We start from the raw sequence: 23,663 nt of genomic DNA on the forward strand, positions 1-23,663 counted from the left end.
TGAGCTTTTAAGGTGTTATACTTTAACCACAACGTTTTAATTAAGTTTTTTTACCACTCTAACTCAGAATCATTTGGATCTTCATTTTTTACAAGTTCAATATGATAATCACAAGCTTGAATAAAATTCATAAAACTTTCAATTGTACATTTTATGTTTCCATTTTCTAAAGCTGAGATTGTTTTAGGTAATAGTCCAGATTCTTCAAATAATTGTATTTGTGTAAAATTATTTGATTTTCGAATATCTTTTAGTAATGGTCCCATTTGGACATGTGCTCTTATTATTCTATTTCTCATATTTTATTATATGATTAGAAAAAGTTGTTTGTAAATATACCCCTGAAGGTAAAAACACGAAATATACCTTTAAAGGTAAAAAAATGTGTTTTACCTTATCGGGTAAATATTAATTATAAGTGCTAAATAATCCTTTTTTAAGTTTAAGATATTTTTTTCTTTAAATTTTAATATTTTTTATTATTGACACTTTCCAAAAAAATGTAAAAATAGTATTATATATTATAAATACACATAAATTTAAAAAACAGTGTAATAATGGAGAATTAAATGAAGTCATTATCATTAGATTGTTTAAAAACTAATTTAAAACAATTGACTCAAAAAGTTGAAAGTAACATTTCAATTAAAAAAATTATAAATCAAATTGAAATCCCCAATTCAAAAAAATATGATTTTAATGAATTAAAAATCGGAAATCATGTTGCAAAAGTTCCAATTGTGCAGGGAGGAATGGGAGTAGGTATCTCTCTTTCATCTTTAGCTAGTGCTGTTGCCAACGAAGGTGGTGTTGGTGTTATAGCTGCTAATGGAATTGGTCTTTTGGATAAAGATTATTTTAAAGACGGAGCTGGTGCAAGTGAAAGAGCATTTAGAGAAGAGATTAGAATTGCTAGAAAAAAGACTGATGGTGTTATTGGTGTTAATATCATGGTTGCAATTAATAATTTTAAAGAAATGCTTAATGTTGCAATAGAAGAAGCTGTTGATGTTATTTTTATGGGTGCGGGATTGCCTATTAAAAACATTCCAGTAAAGAGACTAAGAGAAAAAAATATTTGTCTTGTTCCAATTGTAAGTTCTGCAAGAGCTTGTGATTTAATTTACAAAATGTGGTCAAAAATCTACAAAGATGTTCCTGATGGAGTAGTTGTTGAAGGACCTTTAGCAGGTGGACATTTAGGTTTTGAAAAAGAACAAGTTAGTCAAAAAGAATATCAATTACCTCATTTAGTTAAAGATATTAAAAAAACTTTAAAGAAATATGAAGTTGAGTTTAATAAGCATTTACCTTTAATTGCAGGTGGTGGTGTTTACACAGGTAAAGATATTCATGAAATTATCAAAGCTGGTGCAGATGGTGTTCAAATGGCAACTCGTTTTGTTGCTACAAATGAATGTGATGCTGATGAGAAATTTAAATTAGCTTATGTTAATTGTAAAAAAGAAGATATTGGTTTTATTAAAAGCCCAGTAGGTATGGTTGGTAGAGCTATAAGAAATAGTTTTATTAAAAATAGTGAAGAAGGGAAAAAGCTTAATTTCTCTTGTAACTGGAGATGTTTAGGATCTTGTAAAGCAAATGATGCAAACTATTGTATTTCTATAGCCTTAAATAATGCTAGACTTGGTAAAATTGATAAAGGTTTCGTTTTTGCTGGAGCTAATGCTTATAGAATTAAATCAATTGTTTCGGTTAAAGAATTAGTAAGTGAATTAAAATCTGATTATATTAAAGTTTTAAAGGCTGAAAGTGTAAATAATTTTAAAGCTATTTTAGATAAATTAAATAAACTCTATCAGAATTATCAAGATAAATTACAAATTGAATTAGCTTATAAAAAGGCTTATGAAAAAGCTTTAGCGGGATTTAATGATGCAATTATTCCTGAATTAAGAAAGCAATATAAAAAAGCAAAAGCTAGTACAATGAATGTCCAATTAATGTTGGAAGAAAAATTATTAGTTGCTTGGAAAATTATTCTTTAAGTTTTTTCTTAAGGATTAAAAAAGAGTATGAAATTTTTACTTCATACTCTTTTTTTTATATTAATTGTTTTTATATTTCGTATTTATCTTCAAAAATGAATTTATTTATAGCTTTAGCTATTCCATTATTATCATTAGTATCAGTTGTATATTTTGCTATTTCTTTTACTTCTTTTTTTGCATTACCCATTGCTATAGAAACTCCTGCTTCATTTAGCATTTCTATATCATTATAGTAATCTCCAAAAGCCATAATTTCATTTTTGCTAATATTAAAATAATTAGCTAATAATTCAATAGTTCTGCCTTTATGAGAAGAGGACGGAAATATTTCTATAATAAAAGAGGAAGATTGAACTATTGATAGGGATTTAAGATTTAAATCTAAAAGAGCTTTTCTAGTATTTTCTAATTCTTCTGGATTATCGTTTTTTGCAAGCATTTTATATGGAGCATAATTTTCTTTTTCCCATATTTCTATTTGTTTGAATAAATCTCCAATTTTTCCTTCATATCCACACATATTAATTTGATGAGATACCCATTGATTATCGTCATTAAAATAATAATCAAATAAATCAAAGATTTGAGGGGTTGAGTTCGTTTTTTGAATTACAGGAATTACCTTTTTTAAATCCTCAAGATCAATTCTAGTATCTTGGATTATATTTCCTTGCCATTCAACATATGAGCCATTAAAACAAGAATATATACAAGGAATTTCTAACTCTTCTTCAATAAAAGTTAATCCACCTTTAAATCTACCTGAGACTAGGGCTATTGGAATCTTTTTCTCATTCCAAACTTTCTGTAACATCTCTTTATCTTTTTTATTGATTTGACTTTTTGAGTTAAATAGTGTTCCATCGATATCTGTACAAATTAATTTAATATTATTCATTTAATAAATCCTTTAATGTTTTTTTATCATTAAATTAATTAAATATCTAGGGCTATAGAAATAATAAAGAATTGAGTTAGAAACATGATTATTTCTAACTCAATAAAATAAATTAATCAATTTTTATAGGATCATCACTAAATATTTGATCTTTATTTAACATCTCTTTTAATTGTTTTTTAATTGAAGAATATTTATCATCATAGGCTAAATTAATTAACTCATATGGATCTTCCTCTATGTTATAAAATTCTTCTTTTTGTCCTTTGTACCAAACATATTTCCAATTTTTATATACATACATTCTTGCAGGAATTCTCTCAATATATCCATGGCCATAAGTTTCACACATTAACCCTTCTCTCCATTGTTTTTTTTCAGGAGTAAATAGTTTTAGTAAACTTTCTCCAGGTTTCTTTTGGTTAAATTGCAACCCCGCAGCATCTAAAATGGTTTGTGGAAAGTCTAATGAACAAACTAAATTATTATTATTTTGATTAGCTTCTATAACATTTTTCCATTTCATTGCTAATGGTATTCTCATTACTTCTTGACTCATGTATGAACATTTATCGAAGTGTCCTCCATGACTTGCTATTGCATCTCCATGGTCAGTAGTCCAAATTATTAAGGTATTCTCATCTAGTCCTAATTCTTTTATTTTATTTAAAACTAATCCTCCAGCTGCATCAATCATAGAGATTTGAGCATAAACTCTTGAAAGAATTATTTGCCACTGTGTCCAAGGTAGAGGATTTGGAATAATGATTTTACCATCTTTTGATATATGATTATTTTCATCAACACTATGAACAGCAGCTTTATCAGCTAAATCATCAGAAAAGTTTCCATATTCCTTAATTTTTGAAGGATCATACATATCAATAAATTCTTGAGTTGGGAAAAATGGTTCATGTGGTCCCCAAAAATCTAATCTTAAGTGCCATGGTTGATTTGTATTATTTTTAGCAAGTTCTTCTAGTTTTTTTATCGCTAAATTTGCTAAGAAGAAGGATTCATGGGTTTCTTTTGGAGTAATAGTTTTTCCAACAGCATGTTCACCACACCAAGAGTCTTCACAACAGTATTCTTTTTGTTCTTCCATTTTTTCAAAAAAATGGCTTTTTTTGTGAGATGCTGTAGAAAAATCTTTTTCAACAAAATGTCTTGCTTGAGGTAAATTATTTTCTTTTATATATTCTTTATACTCTTTTGTAATATATGGATTTCCATATCCTTCACAACTAAAGCCTTCACAATTATGTTCAGCTAAAGGAGTTTTTGGTCCAGCATGCCATTTACCATAGTAATAGTTTTTATATCCATTTCTAGCTAATATTCTTAAATAACTTTCTTCATCATAAGGGATATTAGAATCATTGTAATAATTTTTATGAGTATGTGGATATAATCCCGATACAATAGATCTTCTTACTGGTCCACATAAAGGTGTTGAGCAATATGCATTCTCGAATTTAACACCTTCTTTTGCCAGTTTATCAAAATTAGGAGTTTTGGGTTTTTCACCTCTATTGTTTATGTGGTTAAAATATGCTTGGTGATCATTCATTATAAATAATATATTAGGTGTTTTGTTCATTTGTTTAGTCCTTTGATTTTAATAATTCTTATTTGTTAAGGTTTTTTCTTTCTTTGTTATTTTGTTTTACGATTCCAAATAGCATCAGGATAGTTAAGATGATAAAGAAAATGCTAATAGGTCTACTTAAAAATATTAACCAAGACCCATCAGACATAATTAAAGAACTTCTTAAATTATCTTCTGCCAATTGACCGAGTAATAAACCAAGTACAATTGGAACAGCAGGGAATCCTAATTTTATTAAGTAGAACATAACTATCCCAGCAAAAGCTAAAACATATAAATCAAATGTTGCATTCCTTATAGAAAAAGCTCCTGCTGTACATAAAATCATTAATGACATTGTGATAAGTTTCTTTGGTACTTTAGTAACTAACGCAAAATATTTACTTAAGGTTTTTCCTTGAATATACATAAAGATATTAATTACTATTAATGAAGCCATGATTACATAAACTTCAAAACCATGATCCTTAAATAGCATCGGACCAGGATTCATTCCTTGTATTGCTAAAGCTCCCATAAGAGTAGCAGCAATTCCACTACCTGGAATTCCTAAGGTTAACATTGGTATTAAAGCAGCCCCTGTAACTGCATTATTAGCAGCTTCTGGTGCAGCAATTCCTTCAAGTTCTCCTTTTCCAAAATTCTCTGGATGTTTGCTTTTACTTTTTGCCTCGTTATAAGACATGAATGTTGCTATAACTGGCCCTGCGGCTGGTATTGCTCCAATACCTGAGCCAATTAATGAGGATTTGATAATTGTTTTTAGACTCATTTTAACTTCTTTCAAAGTTAATTTATCCTCTTTTTGCATATTTTGTTCTTCCTGAATTTTGTTCTTAGTATTTGATTTATTGTAGTATTCAGAAATTTGAACTAGTACTTGGCTTAAGGCAAATACCCCTAATAATATACTGATAAATTCAAAGCCATTAAAAAGGTACATAGAGTCGAATGTAAATCGCATAACTCCCGTTATATTATCTAGCCCAACCATACCTAAAAGAAAACCTAATAATCCAATAATTATTCCTTTTAAAATACTTTTACCACTAACTGCTCCAATTATTGTTATTCCAAAAATTGCTAGCATAAAATATTCAGGAGGACCAAAAAGTAAAGCGACTTTAGCTATTAAAGGGGAGAATAGTAATAAACAAATTGCACTAATTAAGCCTCCAATACAGGATGCGGTTAATGCCATATCGATAGCCTTTTTCGCATGCCCTTTTTTAGCTAGAGGATACCCATCTAAAACAGTTGCTGCAGCACCACCGGTACCAGGGGTTCCAACCAAAATTGCTGTAATTGATCCACCAAAACCACCACCCCAGGCAATTCCTAATAAGAAAGTCATTGCAACAATAGGATTAAGGGAGAAGGTAATTGGTAAGCTTACAATTATACCAAGGTTTCCAGTTAAGCCTGGAATTGCTCCAAAAATAATTCCAATTAATAGGCCTATATTCATTAATATAATATTTTGAGGTGTAAAAACAGTAAAAATAATATCTATAATATTCATCATGTATCCTTGGTAAATTGTTAAATAAGACTACTTGGTAGTTGGATGTTTAAAACTAATTTGAATGAGAAGTAAACAATTAGAATTAAAATTGTCATTATTAAGAAATAAACTTTCTTACCTTTTAATAGAAAAATTGAAGTTAAGGTAAATATCAATGAAGCAATTATAAAACCTATTTTATTAATCAAATAAATATAGCCAATCATAACTAGTGCATATAAAAGGACTTTTAACTCTTCATTTATCTCTATTTCCATAATTTCCTTATCCTTTTTAAAAAAGGAGGATATTGTTAGAATTATTGATAAAATAAACATGGCAATTACTACAATTTTTGGGAAAAATTGAGCATTAAATCCTTCTTCAACTACTGCTATATGATTTGGAATCATAAACCAAATGATAGATGAAAAAATCATAAATACAATTCCAGCTACCAAGTTTTGTCTTATTCGTATTTTCAATTTAATACTCCAGTTTTATTTTATAGCTGTTATATTTCCAATATTAGCTTCATATTCATCTAAGAAAGCATCTACTTCAGCTGAATCTCTTATATCCCAGTTAATATCTTGAATTGCAGTTATTTCTTTTCTATAAGAATCATTTTCCAATACTTTTCTGATTGAAGATTCTAAGTAATCTACAATTTCTTTATCACTACCGCTTCTTATACAAAATATTCCTAACATGTCATTATTTAGTTTATAACCATAGTCATAGATGCTTTTTATTTCAGCTCCAGAAGGGTCTACAAAACTTTTGTCACTCATTAGTGCAATTGTTTTTAAATCGCCACTTGTAATATAATCTTTTGCTGCACTTGTACTAGCTACTAAAACATTTGTACTGTTGCCTAATAGGTTTAATATTCCTTTTGCACCATTTTCATGCGTAATTGTATTATTTTCACCACCTATAGCATCAAATAGTTGTTTTTGAGTTTCATAAACAGGTTTTCCTTTTCCAGGACTTCCAAATAGTATTTTATTATTCTTTGCAAATTCAATTAATTCTTCCATATTATTGATATTTGTATTTTTAGGCGCTGTATATAATCCAAAAAGAATAGAATCACAACTGATTATAGGAGTGAAATCACTTCTAGTATAAGCTACCTTTTGTGCCTTAGGTGTGAACGATAATAAAGAACTATTTGTATAAATTATTGTATCTGAATTTGGTGCTTCATTTAGGTAATTTGTCATTCCAATTACACCACCTGCACCAACTACGTTTTCAATAATAACATCACAGTTCATTTCATCTTTTAAATATTTTGCTATTATTCTACATTTGATATCTGCTGCTCCACCACCTGCATATGGAACAACTATTTTTAGAGTAGTTTTAGGATAATCTAATTTTGTTTCTTGAGAACTAGCTGTATCTTGTACTTCTTTAGTGCTTTTCTCTTCAGCTTTAGAACAACCACTTAATGCAAATATTAGTAATACTGTCATTAAAGTAATAAATATTTTTTTCATTTCTTTCTCCATTAGGTTTAACAAATATATTTTAAGAGCTCCCATTTATTAAACTTTGTTAAAGTATAGTAGAGTTATAAAAAATAAAAACATGCCAGTTGGCATAAAATAACTACTTTTTTAGAAAATTCTATTATATAATAGTATTATTAATTTTTGAATTAATGAATTTTTATTTATCATTTTTTAAAGAGGTTAATTTTGAATATAGAAGAAATTATAAAATCATCACCAGAATTATCATCATTAATGGAGAACTTACCATTAATAATTATGAACAGACTTTTTTATAAAAAATATAAAGCTAATACTGTGATTTTTTATAAAGGAGATATGTTGGATTATATATATTTACTATTCAATGGTGAGGTTCAGATTTCTAATATGTTTAATAATGGTTGTATCTTTGTTATTCATAAAGACAATAATGTATCTTTTATAGGAGAACAAACAGTTTTAGCTGGAGAGAATATTGCATCTGTTACTGTAACTGCAATTAAAGATAGTGAGTTTATTTTAATTAGAAAAGATGATTTCTTAAGATGGCTAGAATTAGATCATAAGTTTGCCTTATATCAATTAAAGAATTTAGCTAAAAGAAATTATTATAATTCATTGGAACTAGGGTCAAAAAGTTATTATTCAAAACAGATGTTATTAGAGAGATATTTATGCTCTCAATTTGAGAAAGAAAGTTCTTCAAAGGTAATTATTAATATTAAACGACAAGAAATGGCAGATAGTATAGGAACAAGTCTAAGAAGTTTAGAAAGAGGAATTGCTTCTTTAAAAAATGAACAGTTAATTACTATAGAAAAAAGAAAAATTACTGTTAATCAGCTGCAATATAATCGAATGGTTGAAAAAATGAATGAGTAGATGCCATTTGGCATTTATAAGTTATTTTTTATAATCTTAAACTAATTGTTATAAAAACTAAATTAGGATAGGTTATGGAAAATTTATTTGATAAAGCATTAGTTTCTAAGAATTTCATTAGAAGTAAAATTGGAAATAAAAAAATAGATGTTGCTATTATTTTAGGTTCTGGATTAGGTCATATTGTTGATGTTTTAAGTGAAAAATCTGTTATTAAATATTCTGAAATCCCTTATTTTAATCAATCAAAAGTAAAAGGGCATGATGGAGAGTTAATTATTGGGAAAATAGCAGATAAAACTGTTTTAGCTTTTAATGGAAGAATTCATTTTTATGAAGGTTATACTATGAAAGAAGTTACTTTTAATGTTTTTGTAATGAAATTATTAGAAGTAAATAAATTAATTATCACAAATTCTTGTGGTGGAATTAATACTATGTTAGAACCAGGGGCTTTAATGATTATTGACGATTTCATTAATCAAATGGGATCTAATCCTTTAATTGGGGTAAATGATGAAAGATTTGGGCCTAGATTTCCTGATATGAGTGAACCTTATTCTAATAGCTTGATTGAAATGGCAATTGAAGTAGCAAAAAATAATTCAATTAATTATAAAAAGGGTTGCTATCTAGGTGTTGCAGGTCCATATTATGAAAGTAAAAGTGAAATTAAAGCTTTTAAGTCAATGGGAGCAGATGCTGTTGGTATGTCGACTGTGCCTGAAACAATTGTTGCAAATTATTTAAATATTGAATGTTTGGCAATTGCTTGTATTACAAATATGGCTACTGGTATACAAAAGATGAAACATTCTCATCAAAGAGTTGTAGAAAAAGCAAACTTAGCTGCTAAGAATTTTAGTAAATGGTTGATTGAAATCATTAAGAATATATAGAGGGCGTATGAAAAAACCAAATGTTATTTTTATATTATCAGATGATCATGGACAATGGGCTTTGGGCTCTTATGGTAATAAAGATGTAAAGACTCCTAATCTTGATAGGTTAGCAGATAAAGGTATTTTATTTGAAAATTTTTATTGTGCTTCTCCTGTTTGTTCTCCAGCTAGAGCTTCAATTTTAACAGGTAAAATGCCATCTCAACATGGAGTTCATGATTGGATTGGTAATGGCTGTGTTGAAAAGAAAAATTATGAAAATATTTTGGTTAGTAAGAAACGCTATATTGCTTCATTAGGAAATGAGGCTGAAGAAGATTACCATTTGATTGATGAAAAAGAAAAAGTCTCATATAAAGAAATCTCACAATATAAATTTGTTTCTCATGAAGTTAATAAACCCATACAATATTTACGTCATGATAAAGCTTATACAGAAATTTTAGCTGATAGTGGTTATGAATGTGGGCTAATTGGTAAATGGCATTTGGGCGATAGTGCTGCTCCTCAAAAAGGTTTTTCTACTTGGTATGCAATAGGTAAAGGAGGATGTATTTACCATTTACCTGATTTCTATAGAAATGGGAAATTAGAAGTAAGGGATGAATATATAAGTGATGTTATTGTGGATGAGAGTATTAATTTCATTAAAGATTCTGTTAAAAAGGATAAACCTTTTTACCTTAATTTAAATTATACAGCTCCTCACTCTCCTTGGATAAAGGAGGATCAAGTTGAAGAGGTGTGGGCCTCTTATGATAATTGTGCCTTTGATAGCGTAAAATATGAAGGTGTTCACCCCAATCAAGTTGAAAGACGCCATCCAGGCTATAATAATCCAGAAAAAAGAAGATATATGTTGCAAGGTTATTATTCAGCAATAACTTCTATGGATTATAGTATTGGTCGATTATTGGACTATTTAGAAGAAAATAATTTATTAGATAATACAGTAATAATTTTCACCTCTGATAACGGCATGAATTTAGGGCAACATGGAATATGGGGAAAAGGAAATGGGACTTTCCCAATGAATTTTTATGATTCAAGTATTAAAGTCCCAACTATAATTTACCAAAAAAATGCTGAGATAAAAAATAAAGTAAATTTTGATATGTTAAGTCATTATGATTTTTATCCTACAATTTTAGATATTTGTGGTATTGATTATAAACTTGATGAAAGTTTTCCAGGTAGAAGTTTTGCTCCTTTATTAAATAATCAAGAACTTGATTGTGATAAAGTGTTAGTCGTATTTGATGAATACGGTCCTAATCGAATGATTAGAGATACAAGATATAAATTAATTCACAGATATCCTTATGGAGAGAATGAATTATATGATTTAGAAGAAGATCCTTGGGAAACTAAAAATTTATTTAATAATGATGGATATAAATCAGTTATAATATCCTTAGAAAATAAATTGAGTAAATGGTTTTCAAAACATACAAATACTCTAGTTGATGGTTTAGCTCTTGGGGTAAATGGAAATGGGCAGTTTAGTGAAGTAGGAGCAAGAAGTGCAGGTAAAAATCCTTTCAAAGGTTCTTTCCATATTGAATTAGATACAAAGTAGCTCTTCTTATTATATTAAAATAATATTAATTATTTTCTCTTGTATAGCAACTTCCATGGTGGTATTCTTTCCATAATATCTATTTATTTAAGGAATAAATTTTAAGTTATATCCTATATATTTAAAAATTAGATATCAGGGAAAAATGTTAGAAATAAAGTTAAATAATATATCTTTAGAATATAAAGATAAGAAAATTTTAGATAAATTTTCATTGCAATTTAATAATCAAGCAAAAATTTTGCTAGTAGGTAAATCGGGAATAGGTAAATCTACTATTTTTAGGATCCTTTTAGGTTTTCAAAAATTCGATAGTGGTCAATATTTAATTAATAATAAAGATTATTCTGATTGCGATATAGCAGAGATTAGAAAAAACTTTGCATATGTGGATCAAGAAAATTCTTTGAGAAAACTTTCTGTTAAAAAATACTTAGAAGAAATTTCAAAGTTTAATAATAATACTTTTAATTCAGTTATAGATGAAAAACTCAGTGATTATTTTGAATTTGAAAAGTCTTTATTTGAGAAAGATATTTGGCAATTATCTGGTGGTGAAAAACAGCGTTTAGCAATTATGATATCTATAATGTTAGATAGGCCAATTTTCTTATTAGATGAGTGTACCTCTTCTTTAGATAAAACTTTAAAAAAGAAAGTTGTTAATTATTTCAATGATTGTGAAAAGGGTGTTATTGCTATAAGTCATGATAGTGTTTGGGATGATGCTGATAAATTTAATAGGGTAGAATTATGAATACAATAAGTTATTGGGGAATTTTCTATTTAGCATTATTGATAGTACCAACTTTATATATTAACTATCTTTTAGATATTCAAATGAATAAAAGGATTGTCATTTCTGTTGTTAGAATGATAGTCCAATTAAGTTTAGTTGGTTTTTATCTACAGTATATTTTTAAAATAAATAATAAGTTTTTAAATGTTTTATATATTTTAATTATGATGTTTGTTGCATCAATCTCAATTTCAAATTCTACTAAGCTTAAACAAAAAAAATTATACTTTCCTATTTATATGTCTATGATTATACCAAATTTATTTATGGTTTTTTTCTTTAATTTTGTAGTAATACGATTAAATAATATTTTTGATGCAAGATATATAATAACTATTGGGGGCATGCTTTTAGGTAATGTTTTAAGTGGAGATATTGTTGGTGTAAATTCTTTCTTTAAAGATATAGAAGAAAATAAAAATGTAATAAATTACGATCTATCTTTAGGTGCTACTTTATTACAAGCTATAAAACCATATATTAAAAATGCACTAACCGCTTCAATTCGACCAACTGTATCTTCAATGGCAACTATTGGATTAGTTTCTTTACCTGGTATGATGACAGGACAAATTTTAGGTGGTAGTGTTCCTTTTGAAGCAATTATGTATCAAATAGCTATAATGATTGCAATTTATGTTACTAGGTATATAAATATTTTAATGTCTATAATTGTCTTAAATAAGTATATTTTCGATAAAAATAATCAGATTAATTGTTAATTATTTTAGATTAAGCTTAATTTAATATACATTTTTTATTGAAATTGATGAGTTTACTTAAAAAACCTTATATGTAATTTAGTAGTATTGATTTTCTACAAAAAAAACAATATTGAGTAATAACATGCACGAAAATAGTTAAAAAATAGTTAAAAACAATTAATTTCACTATTTATTTGAAAATAAGTTGAATGTTTATGCAGTTTATTGTATATATTATTCAATAATATTTTAAAAAATATTGTTACAAATCACTTAGTTAGGAGGAAAACTAAGATTTATCTTAGTATGAGAGAACTATGAAAAAGAAATTAATTATGTTTGTAGCTTTATGTACTTTAGCAACTGCACTTTTTGCAAATGGTAGTTCTGAAGAACAAGCCTACAATATTGGTTTTATTGGCCCAATGACAGGGGACTATGCAAACTATGGTATTCTTTGTAACAACAGTGCTAAACTTGCTGTTGATAACTTTAATAAAGCTGGTGGAATTAATGGTGTAGATGTAAATCTAATTACAGAAGATTCTGAAGGTACAATTGAAAAAGGTAACTCTGCAATTGAAAAATTATCAAATTCAGATAAAATTTTAGCTTTAGTTGGTCCTGTATTTACTGGAACTACTTTTGCTGTTGCTGAAAGATGTCAAAATGAAGGAATCCCTCTAATTACTCCATCTGCAACACATGCTGATATTACTGCTACTGGAGATATGATTTTCAGAACAGTTGTATCTGATGGTTTACAAGGTGAAGTAGCTGGTCATTATTTCTATGAAGTATTAGGTTATAAAAAACTAGCTGTATTATATGCTAAGAACGACTATTCACAAGGTTTATATGAAAGCATGAGTGCAACATTTGAATCCCTTGGTGGTGAAATCGTTTCTGCTGAAACTTGTATGGTTGGAGACAAAGACTTTAAGACTCAATTAACAAAGATTAAAGCTGTTGGTCCAGATGCAATTTATATTCCAAACTATACTGCTGAAATGGCACAAATTCTTGAACAAGCTAGTCAATTAGGAATTAAAGCTCCATTCGTATCTTGTGATGGATTCTCAAACCCTGAAATTTATAACTTAGCTGGCGATTATACAGACGGTGTTGTTTATGTAGGTCCTGCAAAAGTTAAAGAAAGCGATGCATTCAGTAAATTCGTAAGTGAATATCATAGTGTATATGGTGTTGATCCTGATTCATTTGCAATCAATGCTTATGATGGTGCAAACATTATCTTAAATGCTATTAAAGCAGCTGCTGCTGATGGAAAAGTTACAAGACAAGAAGTTAGAGATAATATTGCTGCAACAAAGAATTATGAAGGCGTTGGTGGATTAATTAACTTTGCTGCTAATGGTGACTTAGTTGCTTACCAAGGTGTATACAAAGTAAATGGAACAACTCCAGAATATATTGGTGCATTTAAAGTAGTTAATGGTAAACTTGAAAAAGTCGAATAAATTAAAAATTAAATAACTTATTAGCCGGCTTTTTATTAGGGCCGGCTTTGAGTTTGAAATACAAAGAAAAATAATAAATATAAATAATAATTAAGGAGACCCAGCGTGGGATCACTTTCAGAATTTTTCCAACATTTTGTAAACGGTTTAACACTTGGAGGCGTTTATGCATTAATCGCTTTAGGTTATACAATGGTTTACGGAATTTTAAAATTTATTAATTTCGCTCATGGCGATGTTTTAATGGTTGGTGCATATATAGGTTTATTTGTGTTTGATGCTTTAAGAGGTAGTGCTCCATTAGGAACCTGGACTTTTATCGCCTTCTTTATCGCAATGATTGTTTCAATGATTTTGACTGCTGCTTTAGGTATGGTTATTGAAAGGGTTGCTTATAAACCTTTAAGAAAAGCATCAAGATTAGCTCCACTTCTATCAGCAATTGGTGTTTCATTTATTCTATCAAATGCTGCTGCGTGGGCATGGGGTACACAAAGTAGAAAATTAAACTATCCTTTCGATAATACTCCATATGAATTTGGTGGTGTAGTTATTACTCCTCACCAAATTTTAGTTTTAGTTGTTTCACTTCTTATGATGATTGCTCTTAAAATATTCGTAGATAAATCTAGAATGGGTAAAGCTATGAGAGCAACAAGTTTGGATCAGGATACAGCAAAATTAATGGGAATAAATGTTAATGTAGTAATTAGTATTACATTTGCTATCGGTTCTGCTCTTGCTGCTGCTGGTGGTATGTTAATTGCTTTAGACTTTAAATGTTATCCTTCAATGGGTATGATGCTTGGCTTAAAAGCATTCGTAGCTGCTGTTGTTGGAGGCATAGGAAATATAGGCGGTGCTATGTTAGGTGGTATCACTCTTGGGTTATTAGAAACTTTTGGTGTTGCTGTCTTTGGTATCCCACAGGCTATGAAAGATACAATTTCTTTCGCAGTATTGATTATTGTATTACTTGTTAGACCACAAGGACTACTTGGAAAAGTAGTAAGGGAGAAAGTATAATGTTAAATTTTTTCTTACTTATTTTAATTTATAGTGGTATTTATGCTTTAATGGCAATCGGTCAGAATTTGATTACAGGTTATACAGGTTTATTAAGTCTCTGTCATGCAGGATTCTTTGCAATTGGGGCTTATGTAACTGCAATTTTAACAACGGCTTATGGTTGGCCTTTCTGGTTAACGCTTCCTTTCTCAATGTTATTAGCAGCATTGTTTGGAGTTTTAATTGGTCTCCCAACTTTAAGATTGAATGGTGACTATTTAGCAATCGCAACTTTAGGTTTTGGTGAGATTGTAAGAAATATTTTAAATAACTGGGACAGCTTAACAGGTGGTCCTATGGGTATTCAAAGAATTCCTATGATTAAAGTTTTTTCTTATACAATCAGTCCTTATAAAAAAGTCGGTTTCTTAGTAATAGTAATAATTTTAGTACTTATTGCTTACTATCTTTTCGAACGTTTAGGTAGAAGTAGAATGGGAAGAGCTTTGCAAGCTATTAGAGATGATGAAATTGCAGCTGCTTCTATGGGTATTAATGTTACAAAATATAAAGTATGGGCTTTCGCAATTGGTGCTTCTGTTGCTGGTATTGCAGGATCCTTACAAGCTGTATTTGCCCTTTCTGTTACTCCAAACTCATATACATTCATGGTTTCAATTATGGTTCTATGTATGGTTGTTCTAGGTGGAATGGGAAATTACAAAGCAGTTATTTTGGGTGCTTTTATCATTCAATTAATTAGTTATTTCCCTCAATTAACTGGTCTTTCAAGTGTAATCCCACCTCAATTTAAACAAATTTTATTTGGTTTAATTTTAGTAGTAATGATGATTTGGAGACCTCAAGGTATAATTGGGGCTAGAAGTTATCGAGTTGGACAAAAAAAGAAATCAAAGGTTAAGGAGGCAAAATAATGAAGTTATTGCAAACTGAAAAATTGACTCGTGCCTTTGGTGGAGTTATGGCTGTTAATGAAGTAGATTTTTCTGCTCAAGAAGGTTTAATCACTGGATTAATTGGTCCTAATGGTGCAGGTAAAACCACTTTATTTAATAATATGACTGGTCTTGATACGCCTACTGCAGGTAAAGTATTTTTCGAAGAAAATGATATTACAGGTTTACCTAGTCATAAAATTGCTAGATTAGGGATTGCTAGAACTTTCCAAAATATTAGACTTTTTAAAGAAATGTCTGTAATTGAAAACATTATGATTGGTCGTCATTTTATGACAGGCAAAAATCCTACTAAAGGTAGATTTGTTAATGCTATTAAATCTTATGTTTTTATGGAAAATGAAGAAGAAATTATGCTTGAAAATGCTCATAAATGGTTAAAATTCTTTGATATGGGTTCATTAGCAGATGAAGATGCAAAAAACTTACCATATGGTAGACAAAGAGAATTAGAAATTGCTAGAGCATTAGCTTCAAACCCTAAGATATTATTTTTGGATGAACCTGCTGCAGGTATGAATCCTCAAGAAACTGAACATTTAATGGATACCATTAGAAAAATTCGTGATACAGGTGTTACTGTTGTTTTAATTGAACATGATATGAAATTAGTTATGAGTATTTGTGATAACATTACCGTTTTAAATTATGGTCAAAAAATTGCTCAAGGAACACCTAAAGAAATTAAGAATAATCCATTAGTTATTGAAGCTTATTTAGGTAAGGAGGAATAAAGTGGCATTATTAAATTTAGATAATATTAGTGTTTCCTACGGTGCAATCAATGCTCTTAAAGAAGTTTCAATGCATGTTAATGAAGGTGATATTGTAAGTCTTATTGGAGCAAATGGTGCTGGAAAAAGTACCTTGTTAAAAGCAATTGTTGGACTTGAACCTTTAGTAAATGGTTCAATAACTTTTGAAGATAATATTATTTGTGATTCAAAAGGAAAAAGTTTAGCTACTGAAAAAATTGCAATGAAAGGTATTGCTTTAGTTCCAGAAGGAAGACGTGTTTTTGCAGATATGAGTGTAGAAGAAAATCTAGATATGGGTGCTTTTATGGTTAGAGATGATGCTTTAATCAAAAGAAAGAAAGAAGAAATGTATGAATTCTTCCCAATTTTAGGTGCACGAAGAAAGCAAAAAACAAGATCTTTATCTGGTGGTGAACAACAAATGATGGCAATCGCTAGAGCATTGATGAGTTCTCCAAGATTGATTTTATTAGATGAACCTGGACTTGGTTTAGCTCCATTAATCATTCAAGATATTTTCGATAAAATTGAATATATTAATAAGAATGAAAAAGTAACTGTATTCTTAGTTGAACAAAATGCAAAAATGGCATTAAAGGCATCTACAGAAGGTTATGTAATGGAAAATGGTAGAATAGTTTTATCTGGTTCTTCTAAAGATTTATTAAATAACGATAGTATTCAAAAAGCATATTTAGGTGCTTAAATATTATTAAGAAATAATTAGCTTGCTCTTAATTGAGCAAGTTTTTTTTGAGAAAATTTGTAAAGTAAACTTTACATTTTTTATTAACTCTGCTATTTTATAAATGTAAAGCAAGCTTTACAATTTAAATTAGGAAAAGATAGTGAAAAATAGATTGGAAGAATTTCGTAAGTTAAAAAAAATAAATCAAGAAGATTTGGCAATTGATTTAAATGTATCAAGACAAACCATTTGTTCTTTAGAAAATGGAAGATATAATCCATCAATAATTTTAGCCTTTAAAATAGCAAAGTATTTTTCTACAACTATTGAAGAAATTTTTATCTATGAGGAGGAAAAAGAAAATGAGTAGAGTTAATATAAAAAGATTGAAAAATGCATTGTTATTAACAAAGGATGAAAGAGGCTTAAAAATACAGCAAAAAATTAATTCTAAAGCTTCAAAAATTGAAGATATTCTCTTATTGATTTTTCTTTTTGGATTAGCTTTTTTCAAATCAGAAGAAGTTCATGTAATAATTTTTATAGCTTTATTAGTCATAATTAAAACAATGTTAAAAGTTTATTTCTTAATTACCAGCGATAAAGTAGAGATAGAGGTATAAAAAAGAACTAAACCATAAAATTATGATTTAGTTCTAAATACCAATTAAAAAATTACGCTATGTTATTAATAATTTTTTAGAGTATATATTATTTCCTTACTAAATGAAGAGCAAAACCAGAAACCTCTTCATTGAAATAACATACTTTTAATTGATTATTGTCGTTGTATTTGAAAGAGCTTTCTTTAGGAGTAAAACCTTTATCCTTTAAGTATTCAATTGCTCTTTCAATATCATTGCACTTAAAGCCAATGTGTCCTTTCTTTGCACTAATCAAAGAAGGAACAACTTCTATATAATTTGAAACGAAGGAACTGGAGGATCCTCTTTTCAAATCTAAACCAAATAATTGTAAAGCTGAAATTGTTTTTTCAGAATCTTTATCATCTTCAATTCCCATATGAGCAAATTCAAAACCTTGTAATTCAAGCATTGCTGCTTTACACATATCAGTAATTGTATCCCATTTTTCATTTTCGATTAAATCAGCTTTAACCATCCAAGATCCACCTGTTGCTAAAACATTTTTAGTTTTTGCATAATCTTGTAAGTTAGTAAGGTTAATACCACCTGTAGGCATGAACATAAGATTAGGGAAAGGACCTGCGAAGTTCTTTAGCATGTTAATTCCACCGGATGCTTCAGCTGGGAAGAATTTTAATACATCAAAGCCTCTTGCTAGACCTTTTTCAATATCACTTGGAGTACAAACACCAGGAATAATTGGAATATCATTAGCAACACACCAACCAACAGTGTCTTCATTGAATCCAGGAGAAACAATGAATTTAGCACCTGCATTTACAGCCTTTTTAGCTAATTCAACGTTTGTTACAGTTCCTGCACCTACAAACATTTCTGGATATACTTTAACTATATTTTTAATGCTTTCTTCTGCTGCTGCAGTTCTAAAAGTAACCTCTGCACAATTAATTCCACCATCTAGTAAAGCTTTTGCTAAACCAACTGCTTTATTGGCATCATCTAATTTTACAACAGGAACAATACCGATGTTATGAAGTTTTTTCTTTAATTCTTCAGTCATTGTTTTTCTCCTTATTTTCAAAAATGGAACAATGTTCCAAAAATCTTGACAATTAAGATAATAACCTTTAATATGAAGTTTATCAAGAGAAAGTTTAATAAAAATTGAACATTTTGGAGGAAATTATGGGCAAAAAGTTTGTTAGCTTCGGTGAAATAATGCTTAGATTAAGAAGTGAAGAGCACGAAAGACTCTTTCAAACAAAAAAGTTAGAATCAACTTTTGGTGGTGGAGAAGCTAATGTTGCTGTATCCTTATCAATTTTTGGCAAAGATGCAAAATTTGTTACAGCTTTACCAAACAATGCTGTAGGTGAAGCAGCTACTAGAGAATTAAACAAATATGGTGTTGATACATCCGATGTAGTTTTAACAGAAGACGGTAGAGTTGGTATTTATTTCTTAGAAACAGGTGCAAACCAAAGACCATCCTCTGTTGTTTATGATAGAGCAAATAGTTCAATTGCTTTAGCAAGTCCTAGTGATTTTGACTTTGATGCAATATTCGAAGATGCTGCTTGGTTCCATATCACAGGTATTACTCCAGCATTAAGCCAAAATGCTGCTGATTGTGCACTTGAAGCAATGAAGAGTGCAAAAGCAAAAGGTTTAACAGTTTCTATAGATTTAAACTACAGAAAAAAATTATGGAAATATGGAAAAACTGCACCAGAGGTTATGAGATCATTAGTTCCTTATGCTGATGTTGTTATTGCAAATGAAGAAGATGTTCAAAAATGTTTAGGCATTGAAGCAGATAGTGATGTTACTTCAGGCGAATTAGATACAAGTGTTTATCAAGATTTAGCTAAGAAAGTAAAAGCACAATTCCCTAATGTAAAACAAGTTGCAATTACTTTAAGAGAAAGTAAGAGTGCTGATAGAAATGGTTGGTCAGCAGCTTTATTAGGAACTACAGGTTTCTATTTATCTAGACATTATGAAATTACAGATATTATTGATAGAGTTGGTGGAGGGGATTCATTCTCTGCTGGTCTTATTTTTGGTTTAAGTGAATATAGTGATGATGAAGAATATGCATTAAATTATGCTGTTGCTGCATCTTGCTTAAAACATTCAATCAATGGAGACTTTAACTTATCAAGAAAGAGTGAAGTTGAAGCTTTGTGTAAAGGTGATGGATCTGGAAGGGTTCAACGCTAAGTCATTTTTGTTTTTGTTACTCCATATTATTTACATTTGTAGATGGTATGGAGTTTTTTTTAACCTGAAATTATAACCTATAAATTATGCTAAAAATCTTATATAATTAAATAATCTAGCAAAAATAGGAGAAATGAATGTCAACAGTAACCAAAAAAGCCCTTGCATATAGTCTTAAAAAATTATTAGAAACAAAGACTTTAGATAAGATTACTATAAGCGAAATAGTGGATGATTGTGATTTAAACAGACAATCTTTTTATTATCATTTTTCAAATATTTATGAGCTAGTACAATGGACCTTTTCAAAAGATGTTGAGAAACAATTGCAAAATAAAGTTAATTATAAAAATTGGCAAGAAGGCTTTTTAGTCATTTTATCTTATTGTAAAGAAAATAATTTAATAATATATAATCTTTACCATAGTCAAGGTAGATCTATAATTGAAGATGGTTTAAAAGAGTATGTTAATAATTTGCTTTTAAAAGTTATTGAAGATGAAATTAAAAAGTTAAATGTTAAGGTATCAGAAAAAGATAAACTTTTTATTGCGAATTATAATATGTTTGCCTTTGTAGGTATTGTTATGCTTTGGATTGATTCTAATATGATTGAAGAGCCTAATTTGATAATTGAAAGAATTAATATATTAATAAAAGGTGATTTCGAAAAAGCTTTATTAGAATATTCAAAAATTTAATTATACATTTCTCTCTTTTTGTCAAAAATTCATACAATCCTTTATTTATGTAAATTTCTTTAGATAATTTTATTGAATATATTTTAATCAGATTAATCATAGGAGTATTAAAATGTATTACAGTAAAGGAAATTTTGAAGCTTTTTCTACACCAGAAAAACCAAAAGATGTAGAAAGTAAATCAGCATATATTGTAGGTGCTGGCTTAGCATCACTTTCAGCAGCATGCTTTTTAGTTCGTGATGGACAAATGGATGGTAAAAATATTCATATTTTTGAAGAGTTAGATATTGCAGGTGGAGCTTGTGATGGTATCCATAATTCTGAAAAAGGCTTTGTAATTAGAGGCGGAAGAGAAATGGAAGAACATTTTGAATGTTTGTGGGATCTCTTTAGATCAATTCCATCTCTTGAAGATGAAAATGTTTCCGTATTAGATGAATTTAATAGATTAAATAAAAAAGATCCAAATTATTCTTTAATGAGAGTTACTCAAAATAGAGGTGAAGATGCTCATACAGATAAGAAATTTGGTTTAAGTGATAAAGGTGCAAAAGAATTATTAAATTTATTTTTTACCCCAGAAGAAGAATTAGCTGATAAAAACATTGAAGATTATTTATCAAAAGATTTCTTTGATTCCAACTTCTGGCTATATTGGAGAACAATGTTTGCTTTTGAACAATGGCATTCTGCTATTGAAATGAAAAGATATATTCAAAGATTCATACATCACATTGGTGGTTTACCAGATTTTACTGCATTAAAATTTACCAAATATAATCAATATGAATCTCTTATTTTACCAATGATAAAATATTTAGAAAAACATGATGTAGATTTTCAATATAATGCTACAGTTACAAATGTAGTTTTAGATAAAGAAAAACATTATGCAAAAAGTTTTGAATATATCCAAAATGGAAATGCTAAAGAAATTGAATTAAGCAAAAATGATTTAGTTTTTATTACTAATGGTAGCTGTACTGAAAATTCAAATTTAGGAGATCAAAATACTCCTGCAAAATTAGATAGTTCAATTAGAGGCTGTTGGAGTTTATGGAAAAATTTATCCAATCAAGATAGTACCTTAGGAAATCCAGAAGTTTTCTGTAGTGATACAGAAAAATCAAACTGGGAATCTTGTACTGTTACTACTTTAGATAATAAAATTCCTCCTTATATTGAAAAAGTTTGTAAAAGGGATCCTTTTTCAGGGAAAGTTGTAACAGGGGGTATAATTTCTTGTAAAGATTCTTCCTGGTTATTAAGTTATACACTAAATAGACAACCTCATTTTTCTAAACAACCAAAAGATCAATTAGTTGTTTGGGTATATGGACTATTTACAGATGTTGATGGTGATTATGTTAAAAAACCAATGAGAGATTGTACAGGTGAAGAAATTACAAAAGAATGGTTATATCACTTAGGTGTTCCTCTAGATCAAATAGATGATTTGGCTAAAAATAGTGCTAATGCAGTTCCTTGTATGATGCCTTATATTACCGCTTTCTTTATGCCTAGAAAATATGGGGATAGACCTTTAGTTGTTCCAAATAATTATGAAAATTTAGCTTTTATCGGTCAATTTGCAGAAACTCCAAGAGACACAGTATTTACAACTGAATATTCTGTTAGAACAGCTATGGAAGCAGTTTATACTTTATTAGATGTTGATAGAGGCGTTCCTGAAGTATTTTCTTCCCTATATGATATAAGAGTATTATTAGATTCCTCAATAAAAATGTTAGATGGAGCCTCTCCTTTACAAACCTTAGATTTGAGCCTAAAAGAAAAAATGGCTTTGAAGAAGGTTTTAGGAAAAATCAAGAATACTGATATAGAGAAATTATTAAAAGAATATAAGATAATATAATTGTTAGGGGCTTTATAGCCCCTTATTTTTCATAACCAAGCATTGCAGATATTTTATCACAAGTATCAACAATTTTATTAATAACTTCGTCTTTGTTTTTGTCTTTAAATCTAAAGATAGGCCAAGATACACTAAGTGATGCTACTACTTTGCCACTAAAATCTCTTATGCTTCCACCAATACAAGTAATCCCTTCTTCATGTTCTTGATCATCTTGAGCCCAGCCTTGTTGCTTTACAATATCGAGTTGTTTCTCAAGATTTTGCTTATTAAGAGTATATTTAGTAAAAGGAATAAATTCGGTAGCCTCAATATAATTGTTAACATCTTCTTTGTTCATGTCGCTAAGTAAATTCTTGCCAATAGCCGTACAATATAATGGGATTCTTTTTCCAACTCTCGAATACATTCTTATAGTATATGAGGATTCTCTTTTTAATACATATACAGCATGATCTTCATCTAGGATTCCCATATGAACAGTTTCTTTAAAATAATTACAAAGTTCATCAGCAAAAGGAGCTGCAATATCAATTAAATTTATATGGGAAAGACTATTAGAGCCAATACTAAACATCTTTAGTGTAAGACTATATAAATCATTTTCGTCTTTGTAGATATATCCCAGATTAATTAAGGAGCCTAAAAATCTTAATAAAGTTGGTTTAGGTAACTCAGTTATTTTTGCCAATTGTTCAAGATTGATTTTTTTTATTTTTGATAGGGTTTCTAGAATTAGTATTGTTCTAGAGACTGCTGATAATTGATTTTTATTTTCCATTAATTATTCTCTCGGTATTTTTTGTTTATTATATAATATTTTTAATTTCCATCAAAGTGATTTGAAGGATAAACTTTTTTATAAAAAAATAAATTAGATTTCTTTATTGACTTTAAAATAGTTTATTACTATATTGTTTTATAGTAAACAGTTTAGTATTAAACT

At 28.8% G+C, this 23,663-nt stretch carries 24 protein-coding genes; 16 read left to right on the forward strand and 8 right to left on the reverse strand.

The features are described 5' to 3' along the window. Window positions 1-50: 50 nt before the first annotated feature. Entirely contained in the window at window positions 51-299 is a 249-nt protein-coding gene (locus ACZ5RS_RS04910; RefSeq protein WP_464638035.1) for a helix-turn-helix domain-containing protein, read from the reverse strand. 270 nt (window positions 300-569) lie between these two features. On the opposite strand from ACZ5RS_RS04910, the gene ACZ5RS_RS04915 reads away from it, so the two are divergent. Beyond that, window positions 570-2,009: an NAD(P)H-dependent flavin oxidoreductase gene (locus tag ACZ5RS_RS04915; RefSeq protein ID WP_464638036.1), complete on the forward strand. Its 1,440-nt coding sequence runs from the start codon at window positions 570-572 to the stop codon at window positions 2,007-2,009. A 70-nt stretch (window positions 2,010-2,079) separates the two neighbouring features. Here ACZ5RS_RS04915 and ACZ5RS_RS04920 read toward each other — a convergent pair whose 3' ends face one another. From ACZ5RS_RS04920 to ACZ5RS_RS04940, 5 genes are all read right to left on the reverse strand, one after another. After that, the gene (locus ACZ5RS_RS04920; RefSeq protein WP_464638038.1) at window positions 2,080-2,910 is read right to left on the reverse strand and encodes a Cof-type HAD-IIB family hydrolase; all 831 of its coding nucleotides are present in this window, start codon (window positions 2,908-2,910) and stop codon (window positions 2,080-2,082) included. A gap of 112 nt (window positions 2,911-3,022) precedes the next feature. Continuing rightward, window positions 3,023-4,510: a sulfatase-like hydrolase/transferase gene (locus tag ACZ5RS_RS04925; protein WP_464638040.1), complete on the reverse strand. Its 1,488-nt coding sequence runs from the start codon at window positions 4,508-4,510 to the stop codon at window positions 3,023-3,025. A 28-nt stretch (window positions 4,511-4,538) separates the two neighbouring features. Continuing rightward, entirely contained in the window at window positions 4,539-6,041 is a 1,503-nt protein-coding gene (locus tag ACZ5RS_RS04930; protein ID WP_464638042.1) for a tripartite tricarboxylate transporter permease, read from the reverse strand. A gap of 20 nt (window positions 6,042-6,061) precedes the next feature. After that, the gene (locus ACZ5RS_RS04935) at window positions 6,062-6,508 is read right to left on the reverse strand and encodes a tripartite tricarboxylate transporter TctB family protein (RefSeq protein WP_464638043.1); all 447 of its coding nucleotides are present in this window, start codon (window positions 6,506-6,508) and stop codon (window positions 6,062-6,064) included. A 15-nt stretch (window positions 6,509-6,523) separates the two neighbouring features. Then, complete coding sequence (locus ACZ5RS_RS04940; RefSeq protein WP_464638045.1) at window positions 6,524-7,531, reverse strand: tripartite tricarboxylate transporter substrate-binding protein; 1,008 nt, start codon at window positions 7,529-7,531, stop codon at window positions 6,524-6,526. A gap of 201 nt (window positions 7,532-7,732) precedes the next feature. On the opposite strand from ACZ5RS_RS04940, the gene ACZ5RS_RS04945 reads away from it, so the two are divergent. The 12 genes from ACZ5RS_RS04945 to ACZ5RS_RS05000 all read left to right on the forward strand — a co-directional run bounded on the left by ACZ5RS_RS04945 (window position 7,733) and on the right by ACZ5RS_RS05000 (window position 17,929). After that, window positions 7,733-8,410 carry a Crp/Fnr family transcriptional regulator gene (locus tag ACZ5RS_RS04945; protein WP_464638047.1) on the forward strand — a complete coding sequence of 226 codons (678 nt, stop codon included), beginning with the start codon at window positions 7,733-7,735 and terminating at the stop codon, window positions 8,408-8,410. A 74-nt stretch (window positions 8,411-8,484) separates the two neighbouring features. Continuing rightward, on the forward strand, window positions 8,485-9,309 hold the full coding sequence (locus tag ACZ5RS_RS04950) for a purine-nucleoside phosphorylase (protein WP_464638049.1): 825 nt from the start codon (window positions 8,485-8,487) through the stop codon (window positions 9,307-9,309). A gap of 7 nt (window positions 9,310-9,316) precedes the next feature. Further along, the gene (locus ACZ5RS_RS04955) at window positions 9,317-10,891 is read left to right on the forward strand and encodes a sulfatase-like hydrolase/transferase (protein ID WP_464638051.1); all 1,575 of its coding nucleotides are present in this window, start codon (window positions 9,317-9,319) and stop codon (window positions 10,889-10,891) included. Window positions 10,892-11,036: 145 nt separating this feature from the next. Next, window positions 11,037-11,648 carry an ABC transporter ATP-binding protein gene (locus ACZ5RS_RS04960; RefSeq protein WP_464638053.1) on the forward strand — a complete coding sequence of 204 codons (612 nt, stop codon included), beginning with the start codon at window positions 11,037-11,039 and terminating at the stop codon, window positions 11,646-11,648. Continuing rightward, complete coding sequence (locus ACZ5RS_RS04965; RefSeq protein ID WP_464638055.1) at window positions 11,645-12,412, forward strand: ABC transporter permease; 768 nt, start codon at window positions 11,645-11,647, stop codon at window positions 12,410-12,412. The genes ACZ5RS_RS04960 and ACZ5RS_RS04965 overlap by 4 nt, the downstream gene beginning before the upstream one ends. A gap of 299 nt (window positions 12,413-12,711) precedes the next feature. Further along, a complete protein-coding gene (locus ACZ5RS_RS04970; protein ID WP_464638057.1) occupies window positions 12,712-13,875 on the forward strand; it encodes an ABC transporter substrate-binding protein in 1,164 nt (387 codons plus the stop codon). A gap of 105 nt (window positions 13,876-13,980) precedes the next feature. Beyond that, complete coding sequence (locus ACZ5RS_RS04975; protein ID WP_464638059.1) at window positions 13,981-14,901, forward strand: branched-chain amino acid ABC transporter permease; 921 nt, start codon at window positions 13,981-13,983, stop codon at window positions 14,899-14,901. Next, window positions 14,901-15,818: a branched-chain amino acid ABC transporter permease gene (locus ACZ5RS_RS04980; RefSeq protein WP_464638061.1), complete on the forward strand. Its 918-nt coding sequence runs from the start codon at window positions 14,901-14,903 to the stop codon at window positions 15,816-15,818. The genes ACZ5RS_RS04975 and ACZ5RS_RS04980 overlap by 1 nt, the downstream gene beginning before the upstream one ends. Beyond that, window positions 15,818-16,594, forward strand: a complete 777-nt coding sequence (locus ACZ5RS_RS04985; protein ID WP_464638063.1) for an ABC transporter ATP-binding protein — start codon at window positions 15,818-15,820, stop codon at window positions 16,592-16,594. The genes ACZ5RS_RS04980 and ACZ5RS_RS04985 overlap by 1 nt, the downstream gene beginning before the upstream one ends. A gap of 1 nt (window position 16,595) precedes the next feature. After that, entirely contained in the window at window positions 16,596-17,324 is a 729-nt protein-coding gene (locus tag ACZ5RS_RS04990; RefSeq protein ID WP_464638065.1) for an ABC transporter ATP-binding protein, read from the forward strand. A gap of 142 nt (window positions 17,325-17,466) precedes the next feature. After that, window positions 17,467-17,676: a helix-turn-helix transcriptional regulator gene (locus ACZ5RS_RS04995; RefSeq protein WP_464638067.1), complete on the forward strand. Its 210-nt coding sequence runs from the start codon at window positions 17,467-17,469 to the stop codon at window positions 17,674-17,676. Continuing rightward, entirely contained in the window at window positions 17,669-17,929 is a 261-nt protein-coding gene (locus ACZ5RS_RS05000; RefSeq protein ID WP_464638069.1) for a hypothetical protein, read from the forward strand. Before ACZ5RS_RS04995 ends, ACZ5RS_RS05000 begins: the two co-directional genes overlap by 8 nt. Window positions 17,930-18,017: 88 nt before the next feature. Here the strand turns inward: ACZ5RS_RS05000 and ACZ5RS_RS05005 are convergent, their stop codons facing one another. Further along, window positions 18,018-18,974, reverse strand: a complete 957-nt coding sequence (locus ACZ5RS_RS05005) for a bifunctional 4-hydroxy-2-oxoglutarate aldolase/2-dehydro-3-deoxy-phosphogluconate aldolase (RefSeq protein WP_464638071.1) — start codon at window positions 18,972-18,974, stop codon at window positions 18,018-18,020. Window positions 18,975-19,099: 125 nt separating this feature from the next. Here ACZ5RS_RS05005 and ACZ5RS_RS05010 point away from each other — a divergent pair, with 125 nt between their 5' ends. From ACZ5RS_RS05010 to ACZ5RS_RS05020, 3 genes are all read left to right on the forward strand, one after another. Then, window positions 19,100-20,137, forward strand: coding sequence for a PfkB family carbohydrate kinase (locus ACZ5RS_RS05010; RefSeq protein ID WP_464638073.1), 1,038 nt, complete (start codon window positions 19,100-19,102; stop codon window positions 20,135-20,137). A gap of 137 nt (window positions 20,138-20,274) precedes the next feature. Then, a complete protein-coding gene (locus ACZ5RS_RS05015) occupies window positions 20,275-20,838 on the forward strand; it encodes a TetR/AcrR family transcriptional regulator (RefSeq protein WP_464638075.1) in 564 nt (187 codons plus the stop codon). 112 nt (window positions 20,839-20,950) lie between these two features. Then, a complete protein-coding gene (locus ACZ5RS_RS05020; RefSeq protein ID WP_464638077.1) occupies window positions 20,951-22,717 on the forward strand; it encodes an oleate hydratase in 1,767 nt (588 codons plus the stop codon). A 22-nt stretch (window positions 22,718-22,739) separates the two neighbouring features. Here the strand turns inward: ACZ5RS_RS05020 and ACZ5RS_RS05025 are convergent, their stop codons facing one another. Beyond that, window positions 22,740-23,498, reverse strand: coding sequence for an IclR family transcriptional regulator (locus tag ACZ5RS_RS05025; protein WP_464638079.1), 759 nt, complete (start codon window positions 23,496-23,498; stop codon window positions 22,740-22,742). Window positions 23,499-23,663: the final 165 nt, after the last annotated feature.

The organism is Pleomorphochaeta caudata, assembly GCF_055395745.1.

Bases quoted from the DNA above. Each gene is read 5' to 3' on its own strand.
- ACZ5RS_RS04910 (WP_464638035.1), bottom strand. From the start codon at position 299: ATGAGAAATAGAATAATAAGAGCACATGTCCAAATGGGACCATTACTA.
- ACZ5RS_RS04915 (WP_464638036.1), top strand. From the start codon at position 570: ATGAAGTCATTATCATTAGATTGTTTAAAAACTAATTTAAAACAATTG.
- ACZ5RS_RS04920 (WP_464638038.1), bottom strand. From the start codon at position 2,910: ATGAATAATATTAAATTAATTTGTACAGATATCGATGGAACACTATTT.
- ACZ5RS_RS04925 (WP_464638040.1), bottom strand. From the start codon at position 4,510: ATGAACAAAACACCTAATATATTATTTATAATGAATGATCACCAAGCA.
- ACZ5RS_RS04930 (WP_464638042.1), bottom strand. From the start codon at position 6,041: ATGAATATTATAGATATTATTTTTACTGTTTTTACACCTCAAAATATT.
- ACZ5RS_RS04940 (WP_464638045.1), bottom strand. From the start codon at position 7,531: ATGAAAAAAATATTTATTACTTTAATGACAGTATTACTAATATTTGCA.
- ACZ5RS_RS04950 (WP_464638049.1), top strand. From the start codon at position 8,485: ATGGAAAATTTATTTGATAAAGCATTAGTTTCTAAGAATTTCATTAGA.
- ACZ5RS_RS04955 (WP_464638051.1), top strand. From the start codon at position 9,317: ATGAAAAAACCAAATGTTATTTTTATATTATCAGATGATCATGGACAA.
- ACZ5RS_RS04960 (WP_464638053.1), top strand. From the start codon at position 11,037: ATGTTAGAAATAAAGTTAAATAATATATCTTTAGAATATAAAGATAAG.
- ACZ5RS_RS04965 (WP_464638055.1), top strand. From the start codon at position 11,645: ATGAATACAATAAGTTATTGGGGAATTTTCTATTTAGCATTATTGATA.
- ACZ5RS_RS04970 (WP_464638057.1), top strand. From the start codon at position 12,712: ATGAAAAAGAAATTAATTATGTTTGTAGCTTTATGTACTTTAGCAACT.
- ACZ5RS_RS04980 (WP_464638061.1), top strand. From the start codon at position 14,901: ATGTTAAATTTTTTCTTACTTATTTTAATTTATAGTGGTATTTATGCT.
- ACZ5RS_RS04985 (WP_464638063.1), top strand. From the start codon at position 15,818: ATGAAGTTATTGCAAACTGAAAAATTGACTCGTGCCTTTGGTGGAGTT.
- ACZ5RS_RS05000 (WP_464638069.1), top strand. From the start codon at position 17,669: ATGAGTAGAGTTAATATAAAAAGATTGAAAAATGCATTGTTATTAACA.
- ACZ5RS_RS05005 (WP_464638071.1), bottom strand. From the start codon at position 18,974: ATGACTGAAGAATTAAAGAAAAAACTTCATAACATCGGTATTGTTCCT.
- ACZ5RS_RS05010 (WP_464638073.1), top strand. From the start codon at position 19,100: ATGGGCAAAAAGTTTGTTAGCTTCGGTGAAATAATGCTTAGATTAAGA.
- ACZ5RS_RS05015 (WP_464638075.1), top strand. From the start codon at position 20,275: ATGTCAACAGTAACCAAAAAAGCCCTTGCATATAGTCTTAAAAAATTA.
- ACZ5RS_RS05020 (WP_464638077.1), top strand. From the start codon at position 20,951: ATGTATTACAGTAAAGGAAATTTTGAAGCTTTTTCTACACCAGAAAAA.
- ACZ5RS_RS05025 (WP_464638079.1), bottom strand. From the start codon at position 23,498: ATGGAAAATAAAAATCAATTATCAGCAGTCTCTAGAACAATACTAATT.